19 protein-coding genes are annotated in these 24,443 nt (G+C 41.8%); 15 read left to right on the plus strand and 4 right to left on the minus strand.

Annotated elements, in window-relative coordinates; genetic code table 11:
• Positions 1–294 precede the first annotated feature (294 nt).
• The 3 genes from LQ983_RS00570 to LQ983_RS00580 are packed head-to-tail and all read right to left on the minus strand — an operon-like array spanning position 295 to position 2,052.
• On the minus strand, positions 295–969 hold the full coding sequence (locus tag LQ983_RS00570; protein WP_230621261.1) for a DUF799 domain-containing protein: 675 nt from the start codon (positions 967–969) through the stop codon (positions 295–297).
• Positions 966–1,379, minus strand: coding sequence for a DUF4810 domain-containing protein (locus tag LQ983_RS00575; RefSeq protein ID WP_230621262.1), 414 nt, complete (start codon positions 1,377–1,379; stop codon positions 966–968). Before LQ983_RS00575 ends, LQ983_RS00570 begins: the two co-directional genes overlap by 4 nt.
• 7 nt (positions 1,380–1,386) lie before the next feature.
• On the minus strand, positions 1,387–2,052 hold the full coding sequence (locus tag LQ983_RS00580) for a CsgG/HfaB family protein (RefSeq protein ID WP_230622582.1): 666 nt from the start codon (positions 2,050–2,052) through the stop codon (positions 1,387–1,389).
• Between the two features lie 200 nt (positions 2,053–2,252).
• Here LQ983_RS00580 and LQ983_RS00585 point away from each other — a divergent pair, with 200 nt between their 5' ends.
• The 11 genes from LQ983_RS00585 (at position 2,253) to LQ983_RS00635 (ending at position 20,034) form a co-directional block, all read left to right on the plus strand.
• Entirely contained in the window at positions 2,253–2,957 is a 705-nt protein-coding gene (locus LQ983_RS00585) for a DUF6882 domain-containing protein (protein ID WP_230621263.1), read from the plus strand.
• Between the two features lie 221 nt (positions 2,958–3,178).
• Positions 3,179–4,504, plus strand: a complete 1,326-nt coding sequence (uhpC, locus tag LQ983_RS00590; RefSeq protein ID WP_230621264.1) for an MFS transporter family glucose-6-phosphate receptor UhpC — start codon at positions 3,179–3,181, stop codon at positions 4,502–4,504.
• Positions 4,505–4,756: 252 nt separating this feature from the next.
• Positions 4,757–5,983, plus strand: coding sequence for a cytosine permease (gene codB, locus LQ983_RS00595; RefSeq protein ID WP_230621265.1), 1,227 nt, complete (start codon positions 4,757–4,759; stop codon positions 5,981–5,983).
• Positions 5,984–5,992: 9 nt separating this feature from the next.
• Positions 5,993–7,255: a cytosine deaminase gene (locus LQ983_RS00600; protein WP_230621266.1), complete on the plus strand. Its 1,263-nt coding sequence runs from the start codon at positions 5,993–5,995 to the stop codon at positions 7,253–7,255.
• A 173-nt stretch (positions 7,256–7,428) separates the two neighbouring features.
• A complete protein-coding gene (locus LQ983_RS00605; protein ID WP_230621267.1) occupies positions 7,429–7,878 on the plus strand; it encodes a YcgN family cysteine cluster protein in 450 nt (149 codons plus the stop codon).
• 245 nt (positions 7,879–8,123) lie between these two features.
• Positions 8,124–10,217 (plus strand): 4-alpha-glucanotransferase, encoded by a 2,094-nt coding sequence (malQ, locus tag LQ983_RS00610; protein ID WP_230621268.1) that lies wholly within the window; start codon positions 8,124–8,126, stop codon positions 10,215–10,217.
• A gap of 12 nt (positions 10,218–10,229) precedes the next feature.
• Positions 10,230–12,419, plus strand: coding sequence for a 1,4-alpha-glucan branching protein GlgB (gene glgB / locus LQ983_RS00615; RefSeq protein WP_230621269.1), 2,190 nt, complete (start codon positions 10,230–10,232; stop codon positions 12,417–12,419).
• 3 nt (positions 12,420–12,422) lie between these two features.
• Complete coding sequence (gene glgX, locus LQ983_RS00620) at positions 12,423–14,438, plus strand: glycogen debranching protein GlgX (RefSeq protein WP_230621270.1); 2,016 nt, start codon at positions 12,423–12,425, stop codon at positions 14,436–14,438.
• A gap of 21 nt (positions 14,439–14,459) precedes the next feature.
• Positions 14,460–15,758 (plus strand): glucose-1-phosphate adenylyltransferase, encoded by a 1,299-nt coding sequence (gene glgC, locus LQ983_RS00625; RefSeq protein WP_111306504.1) that lies wholly within the window; start codon positions 14,460–14,462, stop codon positions 15,756–15,758.
• Positions 15,759–16,011: 253 nt separating this feature from the next.
• Complete coding sequence (glgA, locus tag LQ983_RS00630) at positions 16,012–17,451, plus strand: glycogen synthase GlgA (protein ID WP_230621271.1); 1,440 nt, start codon at positions 16,012–16,014, stop codon at positions 17,449–17,451.
• A gap of 117 nt (positions 17,452–17,568) precedes the next feature.
• Positions 17,569–20,034: a glycogen/starch/alpha-glucan phosphorylase gene (locus LQ983_RS00635; protein ID WP_230621272.1), complete on the plus strand. Its 2,466-nt coding sequence runs from the start codon at positions 17,569–17,571 to the stop codon at positions 20,032–20,034.
• A gap of 91 nt (positions 20,035–20,125) precedes the next feature.
• On the opposite strand, the gene LQ983_RS00640 is transcribed toward LQ983_RS00635, so the two are convergent.
• Positions 20,126–20,734 (minus strand): DedA family protein, encoded by a 609-nt coding sequence (locus LQ983_RS00640; RefSeq protein WP_230621273.1) that lies wholly within the window; start codon positions 20,732–20,734, stop codon positions 20,126–20,128.
• Positions 20,735–20,947: 213 nt separating this feature from the next.
• On the opposite strand from LQ983_RS00640, the gene rplY reads away from it, so the two are divergent.
• The 4 genes from rplY to mukF all read left to right on the plus strand — a co-directional run bounded on the left by rplY (position 20,948) and on the right by mukF (position 24,439).
• The gene (gene rplY / locus LQ983_RS00645) at positions 20,948–21,235 is read left to right on the plus strand and encodes a 50S ribosomal protein L25 (protein ID WP_111294398.1); all 288 of its coding nucleotides are present in this window, start codon (positions 20,948–20,950) and stop codon (positions 21,233–21,235) included.
• A 137-nt stretch (positions 21,236–21,372) separates the two neighbouring features.
• Positions 21,373–21,954, plus strand: a complete 582-nt coding sequence (locus LQ983_RS00650; RefSeq protein ID WP_111294400.1) for a lipoprotein HlpB — start codon at positions 21,373–21,375, stop codon at positions 21,952–21,954.
• Between the two features lie 149 nt (positions 21,955–22,103).
• A complete protein-coding gene (locus LQ983_RS00655; protein ID WP_230621274.1) occupies positions 22,104–22,982 on the plus strand; it encodes a D-alanyl-D-alanine carboxypeptidase family protein in 879 nt (292 codons plus the stop codon).
• Positions 22,983–23,116: 134 nt separating this feature from the next.
• The gene (mukF, locus tag LQ983_RS00660) at positions 23,117–24,439 is read left to right on the plus strand and encodes a chromosome partition protein MukF (protein ID WP_230621275.1); all 1,323 of its coding nucleotides are present in this window, start codon (positions 23,117–23,119) and stop codon (positions 24,437–24,439) included.
• Positions 24,440–24,443 lie beyond the last annotated feature (4 nt).

The following is a 24,443-nucleotide window of genomic DNA, read 5'->3' on the forward strand; positions in this document are numbered from 1 at the left end:
TAAAAGACATTGTTTTATTTTTCTTTAATGTGTTTAGTAAGGGATTTCCTTTACTCTTTTTATCTATACTTATTTCAGATAATTTAAAAAGAAGATGAAAGGAGCTTTAAGAATATCTCCCCAGATAGCGCGCGTCTCCTGACGAGTGCCATCAAAGGGTAGAATTTAATGTTTGAAAGTGCGGTCAATTTTAAAAGAGTTTTAAAACCTCTCAAAAACCGACCGCACTTATTCATTAAAAAAGGCTGATATTGACGGTGTGTCGAAATCAGCCTTTGATTTATCTAAAGGGGATTATTGAGGCATCTTTAATTGAGGATCTTGTCCGTAGGATGGATGTCTCGGACCGTAAAGCAAGCAGCCATTACAAGAACGACCTAACATGTTTCCGGTTGCCCATCCTGCCACTTTATATCCTTTATCAGATACGTTATTGGCAATCTGTTTAACGACTGCGGTCACCAGCATAGCCAGCGCGTTACCGTTGTTATTGCTTTCAGCATCGTCCGCATAGCCTTTGCCTTCCCATAATGTTTTACCATTGCGTAAGTCAACGAGTTTGCCACTCACTTTCACTCTGGTTACGCTGTCGAACACTTGGTAATTCACACCGTAGTCGTCCACATTAATGTAGAGCACGGCATCCGCACCAAAAATCTCGCGTAATTTTTGTGGGTTGACGTTATGAATTTCTTGCGCTTGTGTTAACCCGTTATTTTTAAAGGTTTGATAAACAAGAGCCGGTGGAAAAACATAGTAACCATTTTCAGCCAATGGCGAAATGGCTTGTGCCAACACAGCCGGGGAGCCTTTTACATCATTGGTGGTATCGGTTGGAAGCAATACAAGAATAGACTGCGGTTTGCTCTCTAAATAGTTGGTATAGTCATACGGCGTTGGCTTCATTGCAGAACACGCTGAAAGCAAAAATGCGCAAGCCATGGCTAAATAGAGTGAAATATTTCTCATTTTTTCTCTCCTTTTTTCGCTTTTTTATTTGCGCGATTTTCTTGGGCTGTCTCTACTTTTTTTCCTTTATTTAACAGGAAATTGATGTATTGCGTCGATTCAGGAAACAGGCTCATTTCTTTTTGATAAGATTCAGCCATTTTTCCCGGATTCCCTAATTGCCCATAAAGAAGTCCAATTTGTGCGTATAAACCGGGTGGCACTTTGTTACCGCCATCCAGTTGAGCCAGTTCTTCTAATTTTTGCAGTTGTTCTTGCGGATCACCTTCTTGTGTTAGGTGTTGATAAACAGAAGAAGGGTAAACATCACCATTCCAAGTGTAGAGCGAGTGTTGTTTGTGCCCTGATGAACAAGCCGTCAATACAGCGACGGCAGACAAACAAGCGAGAAGTGTTAATTTCTTCATCATCTAACCCTTAATTAGCCGGTTTCCATTGACCTGCTTCAACACCAGAAACAAGGTTGTTTACCGCTTCACGAATGGCTAAATCTAACACTTTGCCATTGAGTGTTGAGTCATATCCTGAAGTACCGCCAAAGCCTAATACTTCACGGTTGGAAAGATTGTATTCGCCGGCACCTTGAACGGAATAAACCACTTCGGATGTTTGTGTGTTAACAATGTTTAAGGTGACTTTCGCGTAAGCCACTTGTTGTTTTCCGCGACCTAAAATGCCAAATAATTGTTGGTCGCCAACGGTTTTACGGCCAAATTCCGTTACATCACCGGTAACCACATAATTTGCGCCTTTTAAGGTTTGTTTTTTACCTTTGATTTTCGCTTCTGCGGCAGTTTCAGACATATTGGTGCGATCTAAAACACTAAAACGGCCTGATTGTTGTAAATGAGAAACTAAAATCGTTTTTGCTTGATTTCCTAATTGATCGCCATCGGAGAATACGCCATTTTGATAGCTTGAACGGTTGTCAAATTTACCGACAGAAATCGGTGCTTTTACGCCATGATAAGCGGTGTTGTAGCTGTTGACTTTTTGCACTTCTACGGTACGAGAACCTTCAGTTGCACAGCCTGCTAATGCTAAAATACTTGCTGATAATAAAACCGGATAGAATTTTTTCATCATAGAATCCTTATATTTTCATGAATAAAAAGTGCCCTGAATATCAAGGACACCGCATTTTAAAGAATTTATTGTTCCTTCGCTATCGAATTTTCTGCGGAATTTATGTAAGTTAATCCTCTTTTAGCGGTTTTTTATCAGATCTAAAAAACAATTTAAAAACGCACCGCACTTTATGAAATCAATCAGGAGAAACCTTCGTGTTATTTAAAAAAATATTCGGCATGATTCAATTTAGCGGCTATAAAAGCTTTTCAGGCTTATACGATCGCTATGCCATTATTGGGTTTGAAAAGCAGCTTGATTTCGCCGAACGAGTAGAGAATTTGGATTGGAACGTGGATTTGAAAGCCGGGAAAATCACCTTCGGCGAGCAATATACTTATCCGGTTCAGGTGTTGGGCTCTTTTTCTTTTGAGAATCAAACCTGGCTTTGGAGTTGGGCAAACCAAGCGGCTAATATTCCTGCGAAGTTGTTGGAACAAGCGAAAGAATTTCGTGCTTACGGCAAAAAATACAAAATTGATGAACTCACAAAACCCAATCGGGAACTTGCCTTAAATGACGTGCACAGTTTTGGTTTGGTCGCGTTGGGTATGTTTGAGTCTGACGGCTATTACGTGGGCAATTTTGGTGCGGGTGCATTGTTGGTGACGGTGAAAGATCGCAGTTTACGCAAGACCTTTTCTCTGGAAGAAGAACATTTGAGAATCTTGTCAGTTTATCCGCAATTCATTTCTTTATTTGAAATTAAAGCCCAGAAAAAAGTGCTACAAAATTATGTAACGGCAAAGGAATATCGCATTATCGAAAATACAGAAACCCATTTAATCGCCCGTCGTGGTGAAAAAGAAATTGTCGGTATTTTTGATGAAGAAGGGCGTTTGTCGCAGCTGAAAGGGTAGTGTGAGAGGAAGTGCGGTCAATTTTGACGATGTTTTTTAATTGAAAAAACACGTTGGATTTTGACCGCACTTTTAAATTTTTTCAACCAATCGAATAAAACCTTTTTTTCTTTTCTCTTCTTTTTTACCAAATAGCCTGTTTTTTGATCTACACCCCCATTTAGAGGTGGATTTTAAATTATACTGAAACGATTTATCACTTTTAGTCGAGGAGAAATCTTATGGGTATATTCAGTGTGCCACCGGATTTACCAGTGACGAAAACCAAAGAGGAAATCGACAAAACTTATCGCTATTGGCGATTACATTTGATGATCACCAGTTATATCGGTTATGCCGTATTCTACTTTACGCGTAAAAGTTTTAAGTTCGTTATGCCTGAGATGCTTGTGGATCTTGGGCTACAAAAATCAGATATCGGTATTATGGGTACCGCTTTTTATCTCACCTATGGTGTTTTCAAATTCTTATCCGGCGTATTAGGCGACCGCTCTAACCCTCGCTACTTTATGGGCATTGGGTTAATGATGACCGGGGTAGTGAATATCCTCTTTGGGATGAGTTCTTCCATCTTTATGTTTATCACCCTTTGGATGATTAACGCTTTTTTCCAAGGTTGGGGCTGGCCACCATGTTCAAAAATTCTGAATACTTGGTATTCCCGTAATGAGCGTGGATTGTGGTGGGCGATTTGGAATACATCACACAACCTAGGTGGTGCGCTAATTCCTCTTTTAGCCGGTGCTGTAAGCCTTTATTGGGGCTGGCGTTACGGCATGATCGTGCCAGGAATTATTGCCTGCGTAGTCGGTTTTGCAATGTGCTTCTTATTGCGAGACCGACCTTCATCTATGGGGCTGCCGACAGTCGGTGAATGGCGTAACGACATTGCCGAAAAAGAACATGAAAAAGAAGGCTTGGGTTTATCCAACTGGGAAATCCTGAAAAATTATGTCTTTAAAAATAGCATTATCTGGGCATTGGCGTTCTCTTGGTGTTTTATTTATGTGATCCGTACCGGTATCAATGACTGGGGTAACTTATATTTAATCGAAACCCATGGTTATGATTTGCTTAAAGCAAACTCAGCCGTTTCTTTCTTTGAAGTCGGCGGATTCTTAGGCGCGCTGTTTGCGGGTTGGGGTTCTGATAAATTCTTCAACGAAAACCGTACTCAAATGAATATTATTTATGTGCTGGGCATCATTTCAACGTCCTTAGCACTTTGGTTTATTCCAAGCGATAACTATTTCATTATGAGCGCATTATTCTTCTTGATGGGCTTCTTTATTTTTGGTCCGCAATTCTTGATTGCCATGGCGGCTGCCGAAAACTCCCATAAATACGCGTCAGGTTCATCCACCGGGTTTGTCAGTCTGTTCGCCTATATCGGTGCTGCAGCGGCTGGTGCGCTATTAGCGTGGATTATTCAATCACTCCATTGGAACAGTTTCTTTGGAACGTTATTTATCGTTTCTCTTGGTTGTGCCTTGTTATTAATCTTGGTGTATTTCTTACAACGCAGAAAAAATCGCTTAATGAGCTAATTTTTTCGTGAAAACTCGGGCTAAAAGCATGATGTCTTTTAGCCCGATGTCTTTTTTATGATGGGTATGCCTCAAGTAGGCAACGCTGCAAATCATTCATATAAGTGCGGTCAATATTCGATGTGTTTTTTCTGTTGAAAAACATCGTAAATGTTGACCGCACTTTTATTTTTTTTCATAAAGCAAACGTTTGCTTTTGGCTTGGCTAAGGATTAGAATTTGCCGATTTTTTTACTTTGAAAGGATACAAAAATGAGTTCTGAAAATTTTAGTTTGAAGCCCGTTCCACAACATGAACGTAAAGGTGCTGTGGCACTGACGTTTGTTATGCTGGGATTAACGTTTTTCTCTGCAAGTATGTGGACGGGCGGCACGCTGGGCACATCACTCACTTACCATGATTTCTGGTTAGCCGTGATCATCGGTAACTTAATGTTAGGGATTTACACGTCATTTCTTGGCTACATCGGTGCAAAAACCGGCTTAACAACCCATGTTTTGGCGCGTTATTCCTTCGGTGTGAAAGGCTCTTGGTTGCCATCTTTAATTTTAGGCGGCACCCAAGTGGGCTGGTTTGGTGTTGGTGTGGCGATGTTTGCGATTCCGGTCAATAAAGTTACCGGCATTGATGTGAACTATTTAATTTTAGGCTCAGGGTTATTAATGACCATTACGGTTTTCTTCGGTATTTCCGCGCTGACTATTCTTTCCACCATTGCGGTGCCGGCAATCGCTGTGCTTGGTTCTTATTCGGTGTATTTGGCGGTAACGGATGCCGGTGGTTTATCTGTGTTAGAAAATATCATACCGAAAGACGAGATTTCCTTACCGATGGCGATTACCTTAGTTGTGGGGTCTTTCATCAGCGCCGGTTCATTAACGGCAGACTTCGTGCGTTTCGGACGCAAAGCCAAACAAGCGATTTTAATCAGTATGATTGCGTTCTTCTTGGGCAACTCATTAATGTTCGTCTTTGGCGCCGCCGGGGCAGCCGTGACCGGGATGTCCGATATTTCTGATGTGATGGTTGCCCAAGGATTAATTCTGCCGGCGATTATTGTGCTTGGTTTAAATATTTGGACAACTAATGATAATGCGCTTTATGCCTCCGGTTTGGGTTTCGCCAACATTACCGGTTGGAGTAGCCGTCCATTATCGGTGTTAAACGGTGTGATCGGTACGCTTTGTGCCTTGTGGTTATACAACAACTTTGTGGGCTGGTTAACATTTTTATCTGCTGCGATTCCACCGATTGGTGGCGTGATCATTGCCGACTATATTTTGCGTAATAAAGCCTATGCCAATTTTGAACAAGCAAAATTTGTCACCATCAACTGGACAGCCATTATCTCTGTGGCAATTGGGATTGCTTGCGGTAAATTCTTGCCGGGTATTATTCCGTTAAATGCCGTTATTGGCGGCGCAGTGGCTTATTTTGTGTTAACGCCGTTATTCGGTAAAAAATTGGCGTTCAAATAGGAGCGATAAATGTTAGTTAAAAATATTCATATTAACGGACGTGAAGGCTTATGGCAGATTGCCATTGAAGACGGCAAGATTGCCCGTATTCTGCCTAACGAACAACAGATTGATTTTTCCGGTGACATTTTAGACGGCGAACAGGGCATTGTGTATCCGCCGTTTGTTGAACCGCACATTCATTTGGATGCGACACAAACCGCAGGACAACCGAACTGGAACCAATCCGGTACGTTATTTGAAGGGATTGAACGTTGGGCTGAGCGAAAATCTTTATTGAGCCATGAGGATGTGAAATCCCGCGCATGGAAAACTTTAAAATGGCAAATCGCAAATGGCGTGCAACATGTGCGTACCCATGTGGATGTGTCCGACCCAACGTTAACCGCACTTAAAGCCATGCTCGAAGTGAAAAAAGAAGTTGCCCCTTGGGTGGATCTTCAAATTGTGGCATTCCCACAAGAGGGAATTTTGTCTTATCCGAACGGCGAAGCCTTGTTGGATCAAGCCATGGCAATGGGCGCAGATGTGGTGGGCGGCATACCGCACTTTGAATTCACCCGTGAATACGGTGTGGAATCTATGCACATTGCCTTCAATATTGCGCGCAAATACAACAAACAAATCGATATTCACTGTGATGAAATTGATGATGAACAATCCCGTTTTGTGGAAACGGTTGCCGCATTGGCATTGAAATATGAAATGGGCGACAAAGTGACTGCAAGCCACACCACCGCAATGCATTCATACAATAATGCCTATGCTTCTCGCCTTTTCCGTTTGTTGAAATTATCCAAAATTCATTTTGTGGCCAATCCGCTCGTCAACATTCATTTGCAAGGTCGATTCGATACTTATCCAAAACGCCGTGGCGTGACGCGCGTCAAAGAAATGCTGAAAAACAAGATCAACGTGTGTTTTGGCCATGATGACGTATTCGACCCTTGGTATCCGTTAGGAACGGCGAATATGTTACAGGTGTTACACATGGGGTTACACGTTTGCCAACTGATGGGCTACGGACAAATTAACGACGGCTTAAAATTAGTGACTGAAAACAGTGCAAAAGCACTAGGGTTACAAGGTTATGGCGTGGAAGAAGGGAATGCCGCTAACTTTATCATTTTACCGGCAGAGAATGGCTTTGATGCAGTACGTCGTCAAGTGCCGACACGTTATTCTATTCGACACGGCAAGGTCATTGCAGAAACCAAATTAGCTGAAACGACCATTCATTTAAACGATAACGAACGCGTCACTTATCGTTAATCTGTTATTTTTAAGGATAAGTGCGGTCAATATCCGATGTGTTTTTTCCGTTGAAAAACATCGTCAATATTGACCGCACTTTTTTGTTTTTGCAAACCTCTCTTTCAGTATTTGTCACAGGCTGCGTTCCTCACTATAATTTCCGCTTTTAAAACCAAACCGGTAAATAATTTATGCAATTAGAACCTGATTTCTGGCGACACAAAAAACTGCTTGATATGAATGATGCCGAATGGGAGGCATTATGTGATGGTTGCGGCAAGTGTTGCTATCGTAAATATATTGATGGCGAGGGCAAATATGAGCGTTTGTATTACACCCGTATCGCGTGCAATTTGTTGGATTTAGAAACAGGAAAGTGCGGTAATTATTTGAAACGTTTTGAGTTGGAAGAGGATTGCACCAAACTGACCAAAGACAATTTACCTGAATTTGGTTGGCTGCCAGCGACTTGCGCCTATCGTTTGCTTTATGAAGGCAAACCGTTGCCATCATGGCACCCGTTAATTAGCAGCGATCCTGAAAGTGTTAAACGTGCAGGCGTGTTAATCCAAAACGGCATTCATGAATGTGATGTCATTGATTGGTTTGAGTTTGTTGTGGATGAAGAACAATCGGTTTAAGCGTTAAACTATCCCTGACTTCAAATATATCCTTCTTTTCAAAAGGCTCACGTTAAGTGAGCTTTTTTTATTCGCCAAACAGACGATTAAAAATTCAGCCAAAATTACTGCTTAATCCTTGTAAATACTGAAAGATTTATTTTGATGGAGATCACTAATTTGGATTAAAAACGTTGTTTTTACCTGCCCCTTCACTACAATACTTATAAATCGTTATTTTATGTTGTATTGAGTTGTAGGTTTATATGCAAGTTTCTGATTCTCTTAAACGATCTGCTGAAGATGTTGGCATTTCGCTTTCTCATTATGATATCGATGGGCATTTGATTTATGCCCCACCGGAAACGTTACGTTATTTCACCGCACTTTTGCAATCGCCGAGTAAACGGGAAAAAGGGGCGTTCGATGATGTGATTACCGCCTTTGAAAACGAGCCGATTCATTATGATTTAGCGCGTTTATCCCTTTCTGAGCCTGTTTCCCTAAATATTCAACTTCTTGATGAACAAGGTAAAAAATGTGTTGAACAAACCGGTTCTTCAAGCCCATCTATTTTATTGCCTTCGTTGCCGTTTGGTTACTATCAATTAAATCTTTCCACGGCGAATCAAAAATATGTGGTTCGTGTTTTAGTGGCACCGCGTACTGCCTATCAACCACCGATCTTGCAATCGAAAAAAGCGTGGGGGATCAATGTTCAGCTATATAGCTTACGTTCTCAAACCAACTGGGGCATTGGCGACTTCGGTGATTTAGCTTATTTAATCGAGCAAGGCGCAAAGCAGGGCGCGGATTTTATTGGCATTAATCCGTTGCATTTGATGTACCCCGCCGTGCCGGAATGGGCAAGCCCTTATAGTTCATCCTCCCGCCGTTGGTTAAATTTTATTTATTTGGATATTGCCGCTTTGCCGGAATTTAAATTATCCCGTTCCGTGCAAACTTGGTTTCATTCCGCACCTGTGCAAGAACAAATAACCTCCTTGCGTGAAGCCAAAACCGTGGCTTACGGCGAAATAATGCAGCTAAAACTGACCGCACTTGAGCAGTTATTTGACTTCTTTAAACGTAGTAAATCTGCACAAATCATCGCCCGTCGCCAAGATTTTGATGCTTTCAAAAAAGTACAAGGTGAAGCATTGTTATTGCAAGGGCTCTTTAATGTGTTAGATGGCATTGAGCATGAACACCAACAGGCGGAAGAAAATACCATTGGTTGGTTGGGCTGGCGTAAAGCGTGGCAAACACTCTCAGCGCGTGAACGCAAAGCCTTGTTAAAAGAACATGAAGCGCAAGTGGAATTCTTCGTATGGTTACAATGGGCGACATCACAACAATTAAGTGAGCTACAAACGTTATGTCGTCAAGTGGGAATGCAACTTGGCATTTATGGCGATTTAGCCGTAAACAGCTCCCGTGGGAGTGCCGATGTGTGGTCAGACCCGGAGCTTTATTGTGTGAACGCGTCTGTCGGTGCGCCGCCTGATCCGTTAGGTCCTGTCGGACAGAATTGGAATTTGCCGCCATACAATCCAAGTGTGTTAAAGGCGCGTGGTTTCCAGCCGTTTATTGAGATGTTGCGTGCCAATATGCAGAACTTTGGTGTGTTGCGTATCGATCATGTGATGGGCTTATTCCGCTTGTGGCTGATTCCTGAAAATAAAACAGCGGCAGATGGCGCTTATGTGCATTATCCGTTTGATGAACTGATGGCAATTCTTGCGATTGAAAGCCAACGTAACCAGTGTTTAGTGATTGGTGAGGATTTGGGCACCGTGCCTGATGAAGTGCGGTTGAAATTAAACGAGTTTCGTATTTTCTCGTATTTTGTGTTGTATTTTGCGCAACGTAACAACATGTATCCGCTTAAACAGGATTTCCCACCACATGCCTTTGCCACTATCGGCACCCATGATGTGCCTTCTTTACAAAGTTTCTGGCATTGCCTTGATTTGGCGTTGTTCGGTCAGCTCGGCATTTTAGAGGGCGACGTGTTAAAAGAAAAATACGATCAACGCGTCGTAGATAAACAAGCTTTATTAGACAGTTTGCACCGCGACGGTTATTTACCGCCTGATTATTGGGGCGATGCTTTAAGCATGGCAATGCACGACAATTTGAACCGTCAAATTCATCGTTATTTGGCAGAAAGTGCAAGCCAGTTGGTGGGCGTGCAATTAGAAAATTTATTGAGCCAAGAAGTGTCATTCAATTTGCCAGGCACTTCAACGGAATATCCGAATTGGCGGAAAAAATTAAGCCAATCCTTAGAACTTATTTTTGATGATGCGCAAATGACCGCATTTTTCTCTTTAATTAATCAAGCCCGCAGAGCTTAGCGAGGATTTATTATGACTCAACTAGTAGCGCAATCCGTGATTAATCAATTCTTTGATGGAACACATTCTGATCCTTTTTCCGTATTGGGTATGCACGAAACCGATAATGGCATTGAAATTCGTGCTTTATTGCCGGATGCCAGCCGTGTCAGCGTCATTGATAAAGAAAATCAAGACACCGTCTGTGAATTGGATTGTTTAGATGACAGAGGCTTTTTTGCCGGTGTTGTGCCGAACACCCGTGATTTCTTTGCCTATCAATTACAAGTGTATTGGGGCAAAGAATCGCAAATCCTTGAAGACCCTTATCGTTATCATCCAATGATTAATGATTTGGATGAATGGCTTTTAGCTGAAGGCTCATTCTTGCGTCCGTATGAAGTGTTAGGTGCGCATTTTATCGAATGTGATGGTGTTTCCGGTGTGAACTTCCGTTTGTGGGCACCGAACGCGAAACGAGTGTCTGTGGTGGGGGATTTCAACTATTGGGACGGCCGTCGTCATCCGATGCGCTTACATCCGGCAAGCGGCGTATGGGAATTATTCCTACCGAAAGTTGCATTAGGGCAGTTATATAAATTTGAATTAATTGATTGCCACGGCAATTTACGCTTAAAAGCCGACCCTTATGCCTTCAGTTCACAGTTACGTCCTGATACAGCGTCACAAATTAGTGCGTTACCGGACATTGTGCCAATGACAGAAGCCCGCCGTAAAGCCAACCAATGGGATCAACCGATTTCCATTTATGAAGTGCACCTAGGCTCTTGGCGCCGTAATTTAGAAAATAATTTCTGGCTAGATTACGACCAAATCGGCAATGAATTGATTCCTTATGTGAAAGAAATGGGTTTTACGCACATTGAGTTTTTACCTCTTTCCGAATTCCCGTTTGACGGTTCTTGGGGCTACCAACCGCTAGGTCTGTATTCTCCAACCAGTCGTTTTGGTACACCGGAAGGGTTTAAACGTTTAGTGGAACGCGCCCATGAAGCCGGCATCAATGTGATTTTGGACTGGGTGCCGGGTCATTTCCCAAGCGATACCCATGGCTTGGTGGCTTTTGACGGCACGGCATTATATGAACACGCCGATCCGCGCGAAGGGTTCCACCAAGACTGGAACACGCTTATTTATAACTATGGTCGCAACGAAGTGAAAAACTTCTTATCCAGTAACGCCTTATATTGGATTGAACGTTTCGGGATTGACGGTATTCGTGTCGATGCGGTGGCCTCCATGATTTATCGTGATTACAGCCGTGCCGAGGGAGAATGGATTCCGAACCAATACGGCGGGCGAGAAAATTTAGAAGCCATTGAATTCTTAAAACACACCAACTGGAAAATTCATAGTGAAGTGCAAGGGGCGGTTTCCATTGCGGAAGAATCGACCTCGTTCGCTGGTGTAACACACCCGACAGAAAACGGTGGTTTGGGCTTTAATTTCAAATGGAATATGGGTTGGATGAATGACACCCTTTCTTACATGGAAAAAGATCCGGTCTATCGCCAATATCACCACAATCAAATGACTTTCGGCATGGTGTATCAATACAGCGAAAACTTTGTATTACCACTTTCCCACGATGAAGTAGTACATGGAAAATGTTCCTTAATCGGTAAAATGCCAGGGGATGCGTGGCAAAAATTCGCGAACTTACGCGCTTATTACGGCTACATGTGGGGCTATCCGGGTAAAAAATTATTGTTCATGGGAAATGAATTTGCCCAAGGCCGTGAATGGAATTACCGTGAAAGTCTTGATTGGTTCTTATTGGATGAATCCATCGGCGGAAGATGGCATATCGGTATGCAACAGTTGGTGAAAGACCTCAATAAAATTTATCGCGAAAATGCACCGCTCTTTGAACTGGATTCGGATCAGCAAGGTTTCGATTGGTTGGTCGTGGATGATGCGCAAAACTCCGTATTTGCTTTTGAACGACGTAGCAGCAAAGGCGAGCGCATTATTGTGATCAGTAACTTTACGCCGGTGCCACGCAATGATTATCGTATGGGTGTGAATATTGCCGGTCAATACCACGAAATTTTAAATACGGATTCATCCTTTTACGAAGGTTCAAATCTTGGTAACTGCGGTGCCGTAGAAAGTGAGGCAATCTCAAGCCATGGACGAGATCATTCTATTTCTGTTTCTATTCCACCATTGGCAACCCTCTATTTGAAATATCAAGGATAAAGCATGGTTGCAGTTAAAAATCAAGGCAAGGCTTACCCGTTCGGTTATAGCCAATATGAAGAAAACGGCGAGCAAGTCACTCACTTTGCACTGTATTCTTCTGTGGCGGATGCTGTGGAATTGTGCCTGTTTGAGAACGGCAAAAAAGAGCAGCGTTTTGCTATGCATCGCAGCGAAAATGTTTGGCATATTGCGCTTTCCGGTGTGGCTAACGGTATGCAATACGGTTTTAGAATCACCGCCGAAAATGACCGCACTTTAGCTAATCCAAACAAGCTCATGCTTGATCCTTATGCGAAAGCCGTGGTGGGTAAACCGGATTTAAGTTCGGCAGAAGTGCGGTCGATTTTTCAGTTAAATGATCCACGAGATAACGCGGAATTTGCGCCGAAAGGTCAAATTATTGAGACGGCATTTGACTGGCAACACGACAAAGCCCCGAAAACACCTTGGGCAGAGACGATAATTTATGAACTCAGCGTAAAAGGCTTTAGCCAATTACGTGCAGAGCTACCTGAAAAGTTACGCGGAACTTATGCCGGTTTGGCGCAACCGCAAAGTGTGGCGTATTTAAAAGAATTAGGGGTTACGGCAGTGGAGTTGTTGCCGGTTAATTACCACGTAAACGAACCGCACTTGCAAGAAAAAGGATTACAAAATTATTGGGGCTATAACCCGTTGGCCATGTTTGCCGTAGAGCCCAAATATTGCTCTGAAGCGAACCGCGAAAACCCGTTGTATGAATTCAAAAGCATGGTGAAAGCGTTACATGAAGCGGGGATTGAAGTAATTTTAGATGTGGTGTTTAACCACACGGCAGAATCGGAAAAACCATTCCCAACGTTCAGCCAACGTGGCATTGATGATCGGACGTATTATTGGCAAAACGAACAAGGCGAGTACATTAACTGGACGGGGTGTGGCAATATGCTGAATTTATCCAATGACATCACCCGAAAATGGGTGGTGGATTGCCTTCGTTATTGGGTAGAAGAATGCCATGTAGATGGTTTCCGTTTTGATTTAGGCACGGTGTTAGGGCGTGAGTCACCGGATTTCAACCCACACGCCAAACTGTTTGACGATATCGCGCAAACACCAAGTTTACAGCAGGTGAAATTCATCAGCGAACCTTGGGATATTGGCCATTACGGTTATCAATTAGGGCGTTTTCCCCATTATTTTGCCGAATGGAACGACCGCTTCCGTGATGATATGTGTCGTTTTTGGTTATGGAAAAGTGGGGAAGTGGGCGCATTTGCCGAACGTTTTGCCGGCTCAAGTAATCTGTTCAAGCGAGAAACGCGTTTGCCACACACCACCCTGAATTTTATTACCGCTCACGATGGTTTTACGTTACGCGATTTAGTCAGTTATAACCATAAGCATAACGAGGCGAACGGCGAAGATAATCGCGACGGTCGCAATGAAAATTACAGTTACAACCATGGCATTGAGGGCAGTCAATTAGACCTAAATGACGAGCACCAAAGTGCGGTGGAAAATCAGCGCGTTTTAGCGCAAAGCGGATTATTGGCAAGTTTGCTGCTGGGCAATGGTACCCCGATGTTGCTTGCCGGTGACGAATTCGGCAACACGCAATTCGGTAACAATAACGCCTATTGTCAGGATAATGAAATCACGTGGCTGAAATGGCAGGATTTCAATCAGGAATTATTTGACTTGACCAAACAACTGATTGCAACACGAAAACAAATTCAAAGTTTGCAACGGGATGTTTGGTGGTCAGATGAAAATGTCACTTGGCTCAATATTGAGGGAGAATCAATGCAAGCCAAGGATTGGCATAATCGGGAAAGCAAAGCGCTGCAAGTGGTATTAGATCAGCAATGGCTTTTCTTAATCAATGCGAAAGCAGAACCCCAGTCTTTTATGTTGCCCGTCGCGTTTGATGGACACTGGAAGGCCGTGGCAGGTACAACAAACTTAACGGAGCAACAACGGCAAGTTGATGTAGGTGGTATGGCGTTTTGTGTGTTGAAAAAAATGGATACTTAAAACAATATAACGGAGTTCACTATGAAAGCTGATCTAAATAAACACGATCTCGTTAAAAGCACCTTAGTGCTTATTTTGGCCGGTGGCCGCGGTTCACGTCTGCACGAATTAACGGATAAACGTGCAAAACCGGCACTTTATTTTGGTGGTAACCGTCGAATCATCGATTTCGCTTTGTCCAACTGTATTAACTCCGGCTTAAACCGCATTGGTGTGGTAACGCAATATGCTGCCCACTCTTTATTACGTCATTTACAAAAAGGTTGGTCTTTCCTGCCACAAGAGCGTGGTGAATTCATTGATATGCTCCCGGCGCGTCAACAAATTGATGACTCTACTTGGTATCGCGGTACAGCTGATGCGGTGTATCAAAATATGGCGATTATTCGTGATCACTACCGTCCGAAATACGTCTTAATTCTTGCCGGTGACCACATTTATAAACAAGACTATAGCCAAATGTTGTTAGACCACGTGACCAGTGGTGCAAAATGTACCGTGGGTTGTATCGAAGTACCACGTTCTGAGGCACATGAATTTGGTGTGATGGCGGTTAATGAAAATCTGAAAGTGAAAGCCTTCGTGGAAAAACCGAAAGATCCACCGGCAATGGTCGGCAAACCGGATACGTCGTTGGCTTCCATGGGGATTTATGTATTTGATGCAGACTATTTATACAAAATGTTAGATCGCGAAGTGAATACCCCTTGCACATCTCACGACTTCGGTAAAGACGTATTGCCGAAATGTTTGGAAGAAGGCACCTTATATGCCCATCCGTTCAGTCGTTCTTGTATGGGACGCAATACCGAAGGTGATATTTATTGGCGTGATGTGGGCACCTTGGACAGTTTCTGGCAATCCAATATCGACTTGGTGTCTGAAAATCCACAATTAGATATTTATGACCAAACCTGGCCGATTCGTGGTAACCCGGTGCAAGCCTATCCGTCTAAATTCTTCTATAAAAATGCCAATGTTAAGCCGGTGGATAATTCCCTTATCGGTGGAGGTTGTGTGATTACCGATGCGTCAATCAGTTATTCCGTATTATTTGATCGCATTAAAATTAATGAAGGCTCAGTGATCGATCATAGTGTTGTGTTGCCGGAAGTGACTATCGGTAAAAATTGCGTGCTGAAACACTGTATTATTGACCGTCATTGTATTATTCCGGACGGTATGCAAATTGGTGTTGACCGTGAATTGGACAGCAAACGCTTCCGCATCAGTTCAACCGGTAAAGTCATTTTAGTGACACCTTCTATGTTGAAAAAATTAGAAGGGCAAGAAGTGTTCTCGGAAGAACATTTAGACTAACGTGAAAGTGCGGTCAGTTTTCAAAACGTTTTAATTATTACTCATAAATCACGGAAGTGATTTATTCGCTCCTTCGGAGCCGTTGGCAAAGCCAACGTTCAAAATCCTTCGGATTTTATGACCGCACTTTAAGAAGGCAAATACAGGCGCAAGCGTCTTCGCTTGTGCCTGTAACAGAATTGTTTATAACGGCACGCGTTAGAAAACGCGCGTCATCTTCGGTGCCATTTTGGCGTCATATTAGGTAAATAAAATGAAAGTATTACACGTTTGCTCGGAGTTATATCCTTTACTCAAAACCGGCGGATTAGCCGATGTGATGGGCGCCTTGCCGTTTGCACAAAAAGAAATTGGCATTGACACTCGTATCTTATTGCCGGCTTATCCGGCAATTATGGCAGGGATTCCGCATACTTCAATCGTGACGGAATTTGATAATTTTGCCGGCCATATTGTTTTGCGTTACGGTGAATATCATGATGTGGGAGTTTATCTTATTGATGCACCGCACTTATATGCGCGTGAAGGCAACCCTTATCACGATGTTAATTACAATGATTACGGCGATAACTACAAACGTTTCGCGTTGTTGGCTTGGGTTGGCGCGGAATTATCCACCGGATTAGATAGTTGGTGGCGCGCTGAAGTCGTTCATGCTCATGACTGGCATGCGGGTTTAACGGCGGCGTATTTATTTAATAAAGGGCGTCCCGCGAAATCCGTTTTTACGATTCACAATTTGGCGTACCAAGGCCAATTTGATTATCGCCATTTATTTGAAATCGGCTTGCCACACAGTATGTTCCATGTGGATGGATTAGAGTTATTTGGACAAATTTCCTATTTAAAAGCCGGACTCTATTATTCAGATGCTGTGACAGCCGTTAGCCCAACTTATGCGAAAGAAATTACCACTCCGGAATTTGCGTATGGCTTACAAGGCTTACTTTCTACCCTAGATCAAGAAGGGCGTTTAGTAGGTATTCTAAATGGTGTGGACGAAAAAATTTGGCATCCGATGAACGATCAGTACATTCAACATGGTTACAAGTTGAAATACATGGGCGGTAAAGCGAAAAATAAAGCGGATTTACAGGCTTATTTCAACCTTCCGGAACAAGCTGAGGCGTTATTGTTTGTCATGGTGACGCGTTTAACAGAACAAAAAGGCGTTGATTTATTGCTAGAAAGCGCCGATGAAATCGTTAAACAGGGTGGACAGTTGGCGATTCTCGGTTCTGGCGCACCGCACTTAGAAGCCGGTATTCGTCAATTAGCGGAAACTTATCCGCAAAATATTGCCGTTAAAATCGGCTATGATGAAGCTTTATCGCATTTAATGGTTGCCGGTGGTGATGTGATTTTAGTGCCAAGCCGTTTTGAACCTTGCGGTTTAACACAGCTTTACGGCTTAAAATACGGTACGTTGCCATTAGTTCGTGCAACCGGTGGCTTAGCTGATACAGTGGTGAATACCACGGCGGAAAATATCCAAGCTCGAACAGCAACTGGGTTTGTCTTTAGTGATGCTACTGCTGATAGTTTACGTCAGGCATTACAATCGGCGTTTGCTTTATGGAAAAAACAACGTTTATGGGCAACAGTCCGAGTCATTGCAATGGAACAAGATTTTAGTTGGCAAATCTCTGCAACCCATTACCAACATTTATATCAAAGAATTTTATCTAATTAATGAAATACTTATCTTCTGCACAAAGAAAAAACAAGCTTTGTGCAGGAGATTATTATTGTTTTTTTATTTTTAATGATTAAAATTCACCCGCTTTTTTATTAACTGAGGACTATTTTTATGATAATGGATAATTTTGATTCTCCATTCCTATACGATCGACCAGAAGTCAATGTCGATTCATTGAAAAAGACGATTGTCTATAAACTGATTTTTTTAATTGGCCGATCACCGAAAGAAGCGAGCCAACGGGATTGGTTAAACGCTACATTATATGCAGTACGTGATTTCGTCACCGAAGGTTGGATCACCACTGCACGCGAAGCTAGAGCAGAAGACTCCCGTCGTGTTTATTATTTATCAATGGAATTTTTGATTGGTCGTACCTTATCTAATGCCATGATTGCAGAAGGATTATACGACATTGCCAAAGATGCGCTTTCCGAATTAAACGTTGATTTAGAAGAAATTATTGAAAAAGAAGTGGATCCTGGGTTAGGTAACGGTGGTTTAGGTCGTTTAGCTGCCTGTTTCATGGATTCTATTGCGACCTTAGGCTTGCCGGGCATGGGATATGGTATTCGTTATGAATACGGTATGTTCCGTCAAAAAATTGAAGATGGCCAACAAGTTGAACGCCCGGATGCCTGGTTAGAAAAAGGTGCGCCTTGGGAATTTATTCGTCCGTCTAAACGTTTTACCGTTTCTTTTGGCGGTAACATTTATTTTGAAGGCAAAAAATGTATCTGGAATAAAGGCGATGAGGTGACCGCATTGGCGTATGACCAAGTGATTCCAGGCTATAAAAATGATTCTGCCGCCACATTACGTTTGTGGTCTGCTCATGCCGGTGAACTTTTCAACTTAGAAGACTTTAACCGCGGTCAACACATTGCTGCCGTGGAAAGCCGCGCTTCTATTAAAAATCTTTCTCGTGTGCTTTATCCGGATGATTCTACTTGGAATGGTCGTGAATTGCGCTTACGTCAAGAATATTTCTTGGTTTCAGCTTCATTGCAAGACATCATCCGCCGTCACAAACGTGCACATGACAGCATTGAAAATTTAACGGATAAAGTGGCAATTCATTTAAATGATACCCACCCGGCATTAGCGATTCCTGAGTTAATGCGCATTTTAATTGATGAAGAAGGCTTTGCATGGCAAAAAGCCTGGGATATGACCCGTCGCATTTTCTCTTATACTTGCCACACATTGATGTCAGAAGCGTTAGAAACCTGGCCGGTAGAAATGATGGCGAAAATCTTACCGCGTCATTTACAAATGATTTTTGAAATTAACGATCATTTCTTGGAATACGTCAAAACCTACATCACTACCGACGTAGATTTCATTCGTCGCGTTTCTTTGGTGGAAGAAGGGCATCAACGTAAAGTTCGCATGGGGTGGTTATCCGTGGTTGGTTCTCACAAAGTCAACGGTGTTGCGGCAATTCATTCCGACTTAATGGTGACATCTACTTTTGCAGATTTCGCGCGTATTTATCCGGAACGTTTCACTAACGTGACTAACGGCATTACCCCGCGTCGTTGGCTTGCTGTGGCAAACCCACAATTAGCGTCGTTGTTTGATAAATATATCGGTTCTGATTGGCGTTGTGATTTAAGTCAAATCGAAAAATTAAAACAATACGCGCATGAAGCGGATTTCAAACATGCCATTTCTGACATTAAATTTGCTAATAAAGTGAAGTTAGCAAATTACGTGAAGAAAACATTAGACATTGATCTTGATCCACATGCGTTATTTGACGTTCAAGTAAAACGTATTCACGAATATAAACGTCAAATTCTGAACGTGTTGCATATTATTGCCCGTTACAACGCGATGTTAGAGCATCCGGAAAAAGATTGGCAACCTCGTGTGTTTATCTTAGCCGGTAAAGCGGCATCTGCGTATTACGCAGCGAAACAAACCATCCATTTAATTAATGATGTTGCGAATGTCATCAATAACGATGCTCGTTTGGGTGGCCGCTTAAAAGTGGTCTTTATCCCGAACTACAGCGTAAGCTTGGCTCAATTGATCATTCCGGCGGCAGATATTTCTGAACAAATTTCTTTGGCGGGTACAGAAGCCTCCGGTACCAGTAACATGAAATTTGCGTTAAATGGTGCATTAACCTTGGGTACATTGGATGGTGCAAACGTAGAAATTTTGGAAAATGTCGGCAAAGACCACATCTTTATTTTCGGTAATACCGTAGAACAAGTAGAGAAGTTACGTCGCGATGGCTACTGTCCATTTAATTTCTATCAAGAGGATGTGGAACTCAGAAACGTTGTTGAGCAAATCATTAACGGCCGTTTCTCCGAAAACGATCCGAACCGTTATCAACAATTGTTACAAGGCTTACAATATCACGATTACTACCAAGCGTTTGCTGATTTCCGCAGCTATGTGGATGCACAAAAATTGGTAGATGAAAAATATAAAAATCGTGATACCTGGATTGACAGCACGATTCAAAATATCGTCAACATGGGTTATTTCTCTTCCGACCGTACCATTAAGGAATACGCGGAAAATATTTGGCACATTGAGCCATTAAATCTCGAGAAATAATTTCCGATAAAAAGAAACCCCATTCGAATCTGAATGGGGTTTTGTTTTATGGGGTTAAAGTAAAAAAACGTTTTGATTTTTTGACCGCACTTTATGCTTTTTCGTTGACCTTTTTACGACCTTTATGCCATTTCCAAATCAAGTAGATTGCGAGAAACGCAATTAAAATATAAATAATGGATTGTCCTTTTTTGATTTGCTCATGTAGCCAATCCAAGTTACTTGCCCCCAAATCTCCTAAATAAACCCAAATAGGTACAGAAATAATGGCGGCAAAAAAATCTAATAAAAGAAAGCGAATAAAACTCACGCGACGGGTAATGCCGGCAACGATATAAATCGGCGCGCGTAATCCCGGTAAAAAACGGGCGACAAATAAAACGCGATTGCCATATTGTTCAAATTTACTCCGAACCATACGTAAACGCTCTAAGGTTAAAAAGCGGCGAATAGGGCGGAAGCGTAAAATTTTAGTACCATAAATGCGTCCCAGCCAATACATGGTGCTATCACCTAAGAGGACGCCGAATAAACTCACAACCAACATAATATGCACATTGGTATAACCCAAACCGGAAATAACACCACCGGAAACTAAGGTAATGTCTTCGGGAATCGGCACGCCAAAACCACAAATAATCAAAACAAATAGCACGGCAAAATAGCCGTAATCACTAAAAAAGTGAATTAAAAATTCCATCGAATACTCTTTAACTCTATAAAAAATAACGCCCTATTTTAGCCCGTTTTTGGGCGTAATATCTAGGAAAATTAACAAGATTTTTGTTTGCTTTAGCACCACGAATTCATTATAATGCACCACCTCAAAGTTCAGGCTTTGAGCAAATTTTGTGGAAATCGCTGGGTCGCCTGCGATTTTTTAATTTTAATCTTTACAAAAGAGAACATAACAATGGCATTTAAATTTAACGCTGAAGTTCGTACAGCGCAAGGTAAGGGTGCGAGCCGCCGCCTGCGTCATAACGGTCAAATTCCTGCTATCGTTTACGGTGGTAGCGAAGCACCGGTTTCTATCATCTTAAATCATGATGAAGTTAACAACGCTCAAGCACACGATTCATTCTATTCCGATGTGATTACTTTAGTTATCGACGGTAAAGAAGTTGCAGTAAAAGCACAAGCAATGCAACGTCACCCGTTCAAACCAAAATTGGTTCACATTGACTTCAAACGCGTTTAATCATGAAAAAAACTCCGAAATTCTCGGAGTTTTTTTATATGTAAAATTTTGGAACAAATTATTACATATCCTGTCTAACGCCCCGTCTATTTGCTCGTAATAGAGTAATTTTCATCAACAATTAATAAGGATTTTTTATGAACAAATTTACAAAAATTAGTGCTACCGCATTATTGGCTCTTTTCTTAACAGCTTGCGACAAACCGGCAGACAAAGCGCCAGAAGCGAAACCGGAAGCAGCACAAACACAAGCTGCATCAGAAGTAAAAGTAGATGAAAAGGGTGATTATCAAAAATTAGTCGATTGGAACAAGGCACAAGAACAAACACAGTTACAATCACAACAAAAATTCCAACAAGATTTGGTGGCCGCAGTTCAAGCTCAAGATGAAAAAAAAGTGAAAGAAGCGATTGAAACATTTAATCAATCAGTAAAAGATACAATTACAAGCTTAGATGCATTAGATGTAAAAGCCGAATCAATTCAATCTATCAAAGAGCAAACAAAAAATGTATTAAGCTTGGCGAGTGGTTTATTGGTTGATCAGGCTAATATGAGTTTCACTAACCCGACTCAAACACCGGAACAACAAAAAGCTTATGCTGAAAAAGCTGAAGCATTAAGAAATGCAATGGCTGAGTTACAAAAACAAAGTGTCGAATTAGAACAAAAATTTAATCCTGCACCGGTAGCAGCGCCAGCACAAGAAGCAAAATAATATTCTGACTTATTTATCTAAGGCTTGGTAATTTAAATAACGAATATATAAAAACAAAAACCACCTTCTATTGAGGGTGGTTTTTTTATTTAATCTCACCTTGAAAAACTGCTAAAATAACACCGTTGCTTACTTCTTTGAATCATCCTATGTTATCAAAAACCTTGCCTTTATTATTTTTACTACCAACGGTTGCCGTTGCACAATCTTATGTTGTGTATGACTTTACCCACAATAAAATATTGGAAAGTAGCTCACCTCATAGCGTGCGTCCCATTGCTTCTGTAACAAAATTAATGACGGCAAATGTGTTTTTGGAACATAACAAAAATGCGCGTTGCATTGCCTCAATTACCGCTGAAGATGCGGACCACATCAAAGGCACAAGCACAAAATTGCCTAGATACACACCCATCTCTTGCAACGAATTATTGAAAGCGATGTTGGTGCATTCCGATAATTATGCTGCACATGCTTTGTCCCGTTCAGCCGGTATGAGCCGTCAACAATTCATCAAAAAAATGAATGATAAGGCGAGAGCGCTTGGTATGACTTCAACCCATTTTAGCGACAGTTCCGGTTTATCTAACAGTAATGTGTCCAGCGTAATGGATTTGGTGAAGCTGGCTAAATATTCTTTAAATAACGCGGAAATTAAACGTCTTTCTAATATCTCTTCCACCTATATTCAAACAGGAAAACGCAATATTTTTGTGAAGAACACCAATAAATTGGTGCGCGATGAAATATTTAGCGCGGCTATTAATAAAACCGGTTATATCCGTGAATCAGGATACAATTTGGTGTTCGTCAATAAAGTGCCTTGTAATCGAGCGACCATCGGCGTGATAAGCCTCAATAATGTCTCTTCAGCATATCGTTCCAGTTTTACCAAAAGTAAATTGGAAAAATACGGTTGTACCGCGTTAAATAGCAAAATGCTGAGAGATTTTGTGGAGGATATGCAGTATGAAGAAGGCTATGATGAAGAAGGAATGAACGAGTTAATTAAAAAACTCGCGGGTTAAATTCAAAGTATAATTTACCTAAAAAAAGCATTGTTTTTTTGACCGCACTTTCCATTTTCAAGCTGTTAGAAAAGGCAAATTCCTGTATAATTCCCACAATTTTTTGTTGAAATTAACCTGTTGTGAGATCCCTCATGCTTGACACATCACAAACCATCCCCGAACTGGTCTCCTGGGCGAAAGAACGTGAGTTTTCCTTAAATTTGCCGACTGAGCGTTTGGCATTTTTATTGGCGATTGCCATTTATAATAATGAACGTTTTGACGGCGAAATGTTAGAAGCTGACTTAGTCGATATTTTCCGCCACATTTCTACCGCCTTTGAACAATCTCAAGAAACAATTGCCGTTCGTGCTAATAATGCGATTAATGAACTGGTTAAACAACGTTTTCTCAACCGTTTTAGCAGTGAATTCACCGAAGGATTGGCAATTTATCGCTTAACACCGTTGGGTGTTGGTGTATCCGATTATTACATTCGTCAACGCGAATTTTCCGCCTTACGTCTTTCCGTTCAACTTTCTATTGTGGCCGATGAAATCCAACGTGCCTCTAATGCGGCGGAAGAAGACGGCGATGAGCATTATTGGCGTCGCAGTGTTTTTGCACCACTAAAATATTCCGTTGCAGAAATTTTTGACAGCATTGATTTGTCACAACGTGTGATGGATGAGAATCAACAAAGCATTAAAGAAGATATCGCAGCTTTATTAACCAAAGATTGGCAAGCGGCAATTTCCAGCTGTGAACAATTATTAGATGAAACCTCCGGCAATTTACGGGAACTCCAAGACACCTTAAATGCGGCTGGTGATAAATTACAGGCGCAATTATTACGTATTCAAGATTGTGTGATCGGTCGCCAAGAATTGTATTTTATTGAACAATTAATCATTGATTTACAAGCTAAGCTAGACCGCATTATAAGTTGGGGGCAACAAGCCATCGACTTGTGGATTGGCTACGACCGTCATGTGCATAAATTTATCCGCACTGCTATTGATATGGATAAAAATCGTGTCTTTTCACAACGTCTCCGCAATTCTATTCACCATTATTTCGACAATCCTTGGTTCTTATGGACAGCGCAAGCTGAGCGTTTAGTGGATTTACGCGATGAAGAATTAGCGCTGCGTGAAGAAGATGCCTTGGGCGAATTGCCGGAAGAACTGCAATTTGAATCTTTAGCCGATATTCGCGAAAAAATCGTCGAACACATGCAAGGCTTATTAATTGATTACCGCGAAGAAAATCGTCCGATTAATTTAAGTTTAGTGTTGAAGCAACAATTAGAAAATTATCCATTGATACAACATTTTGATGTAGCGCGAATTATCGTGGATCAGGCTGTGCGTTTAGGTATTGCAGGCGATGACTTGGCTGGTATCTATCCGCATTGGACGGAAATTAACGATTACGGCGCAGAAGTTCAAGCGCATATCATTGATAAATATTAAAAGT

It is taken from the genome of Aggregatibacter sp. Marseille-P9115 (genome assembly GCF_920939465.1).
GTDB lineage: Bacteria > Pseudomonadota > Gammaproteobacteria > Enterobacterales > Pasteurellaceae > Aggregatibacter > Aggregatibacter segnis_B.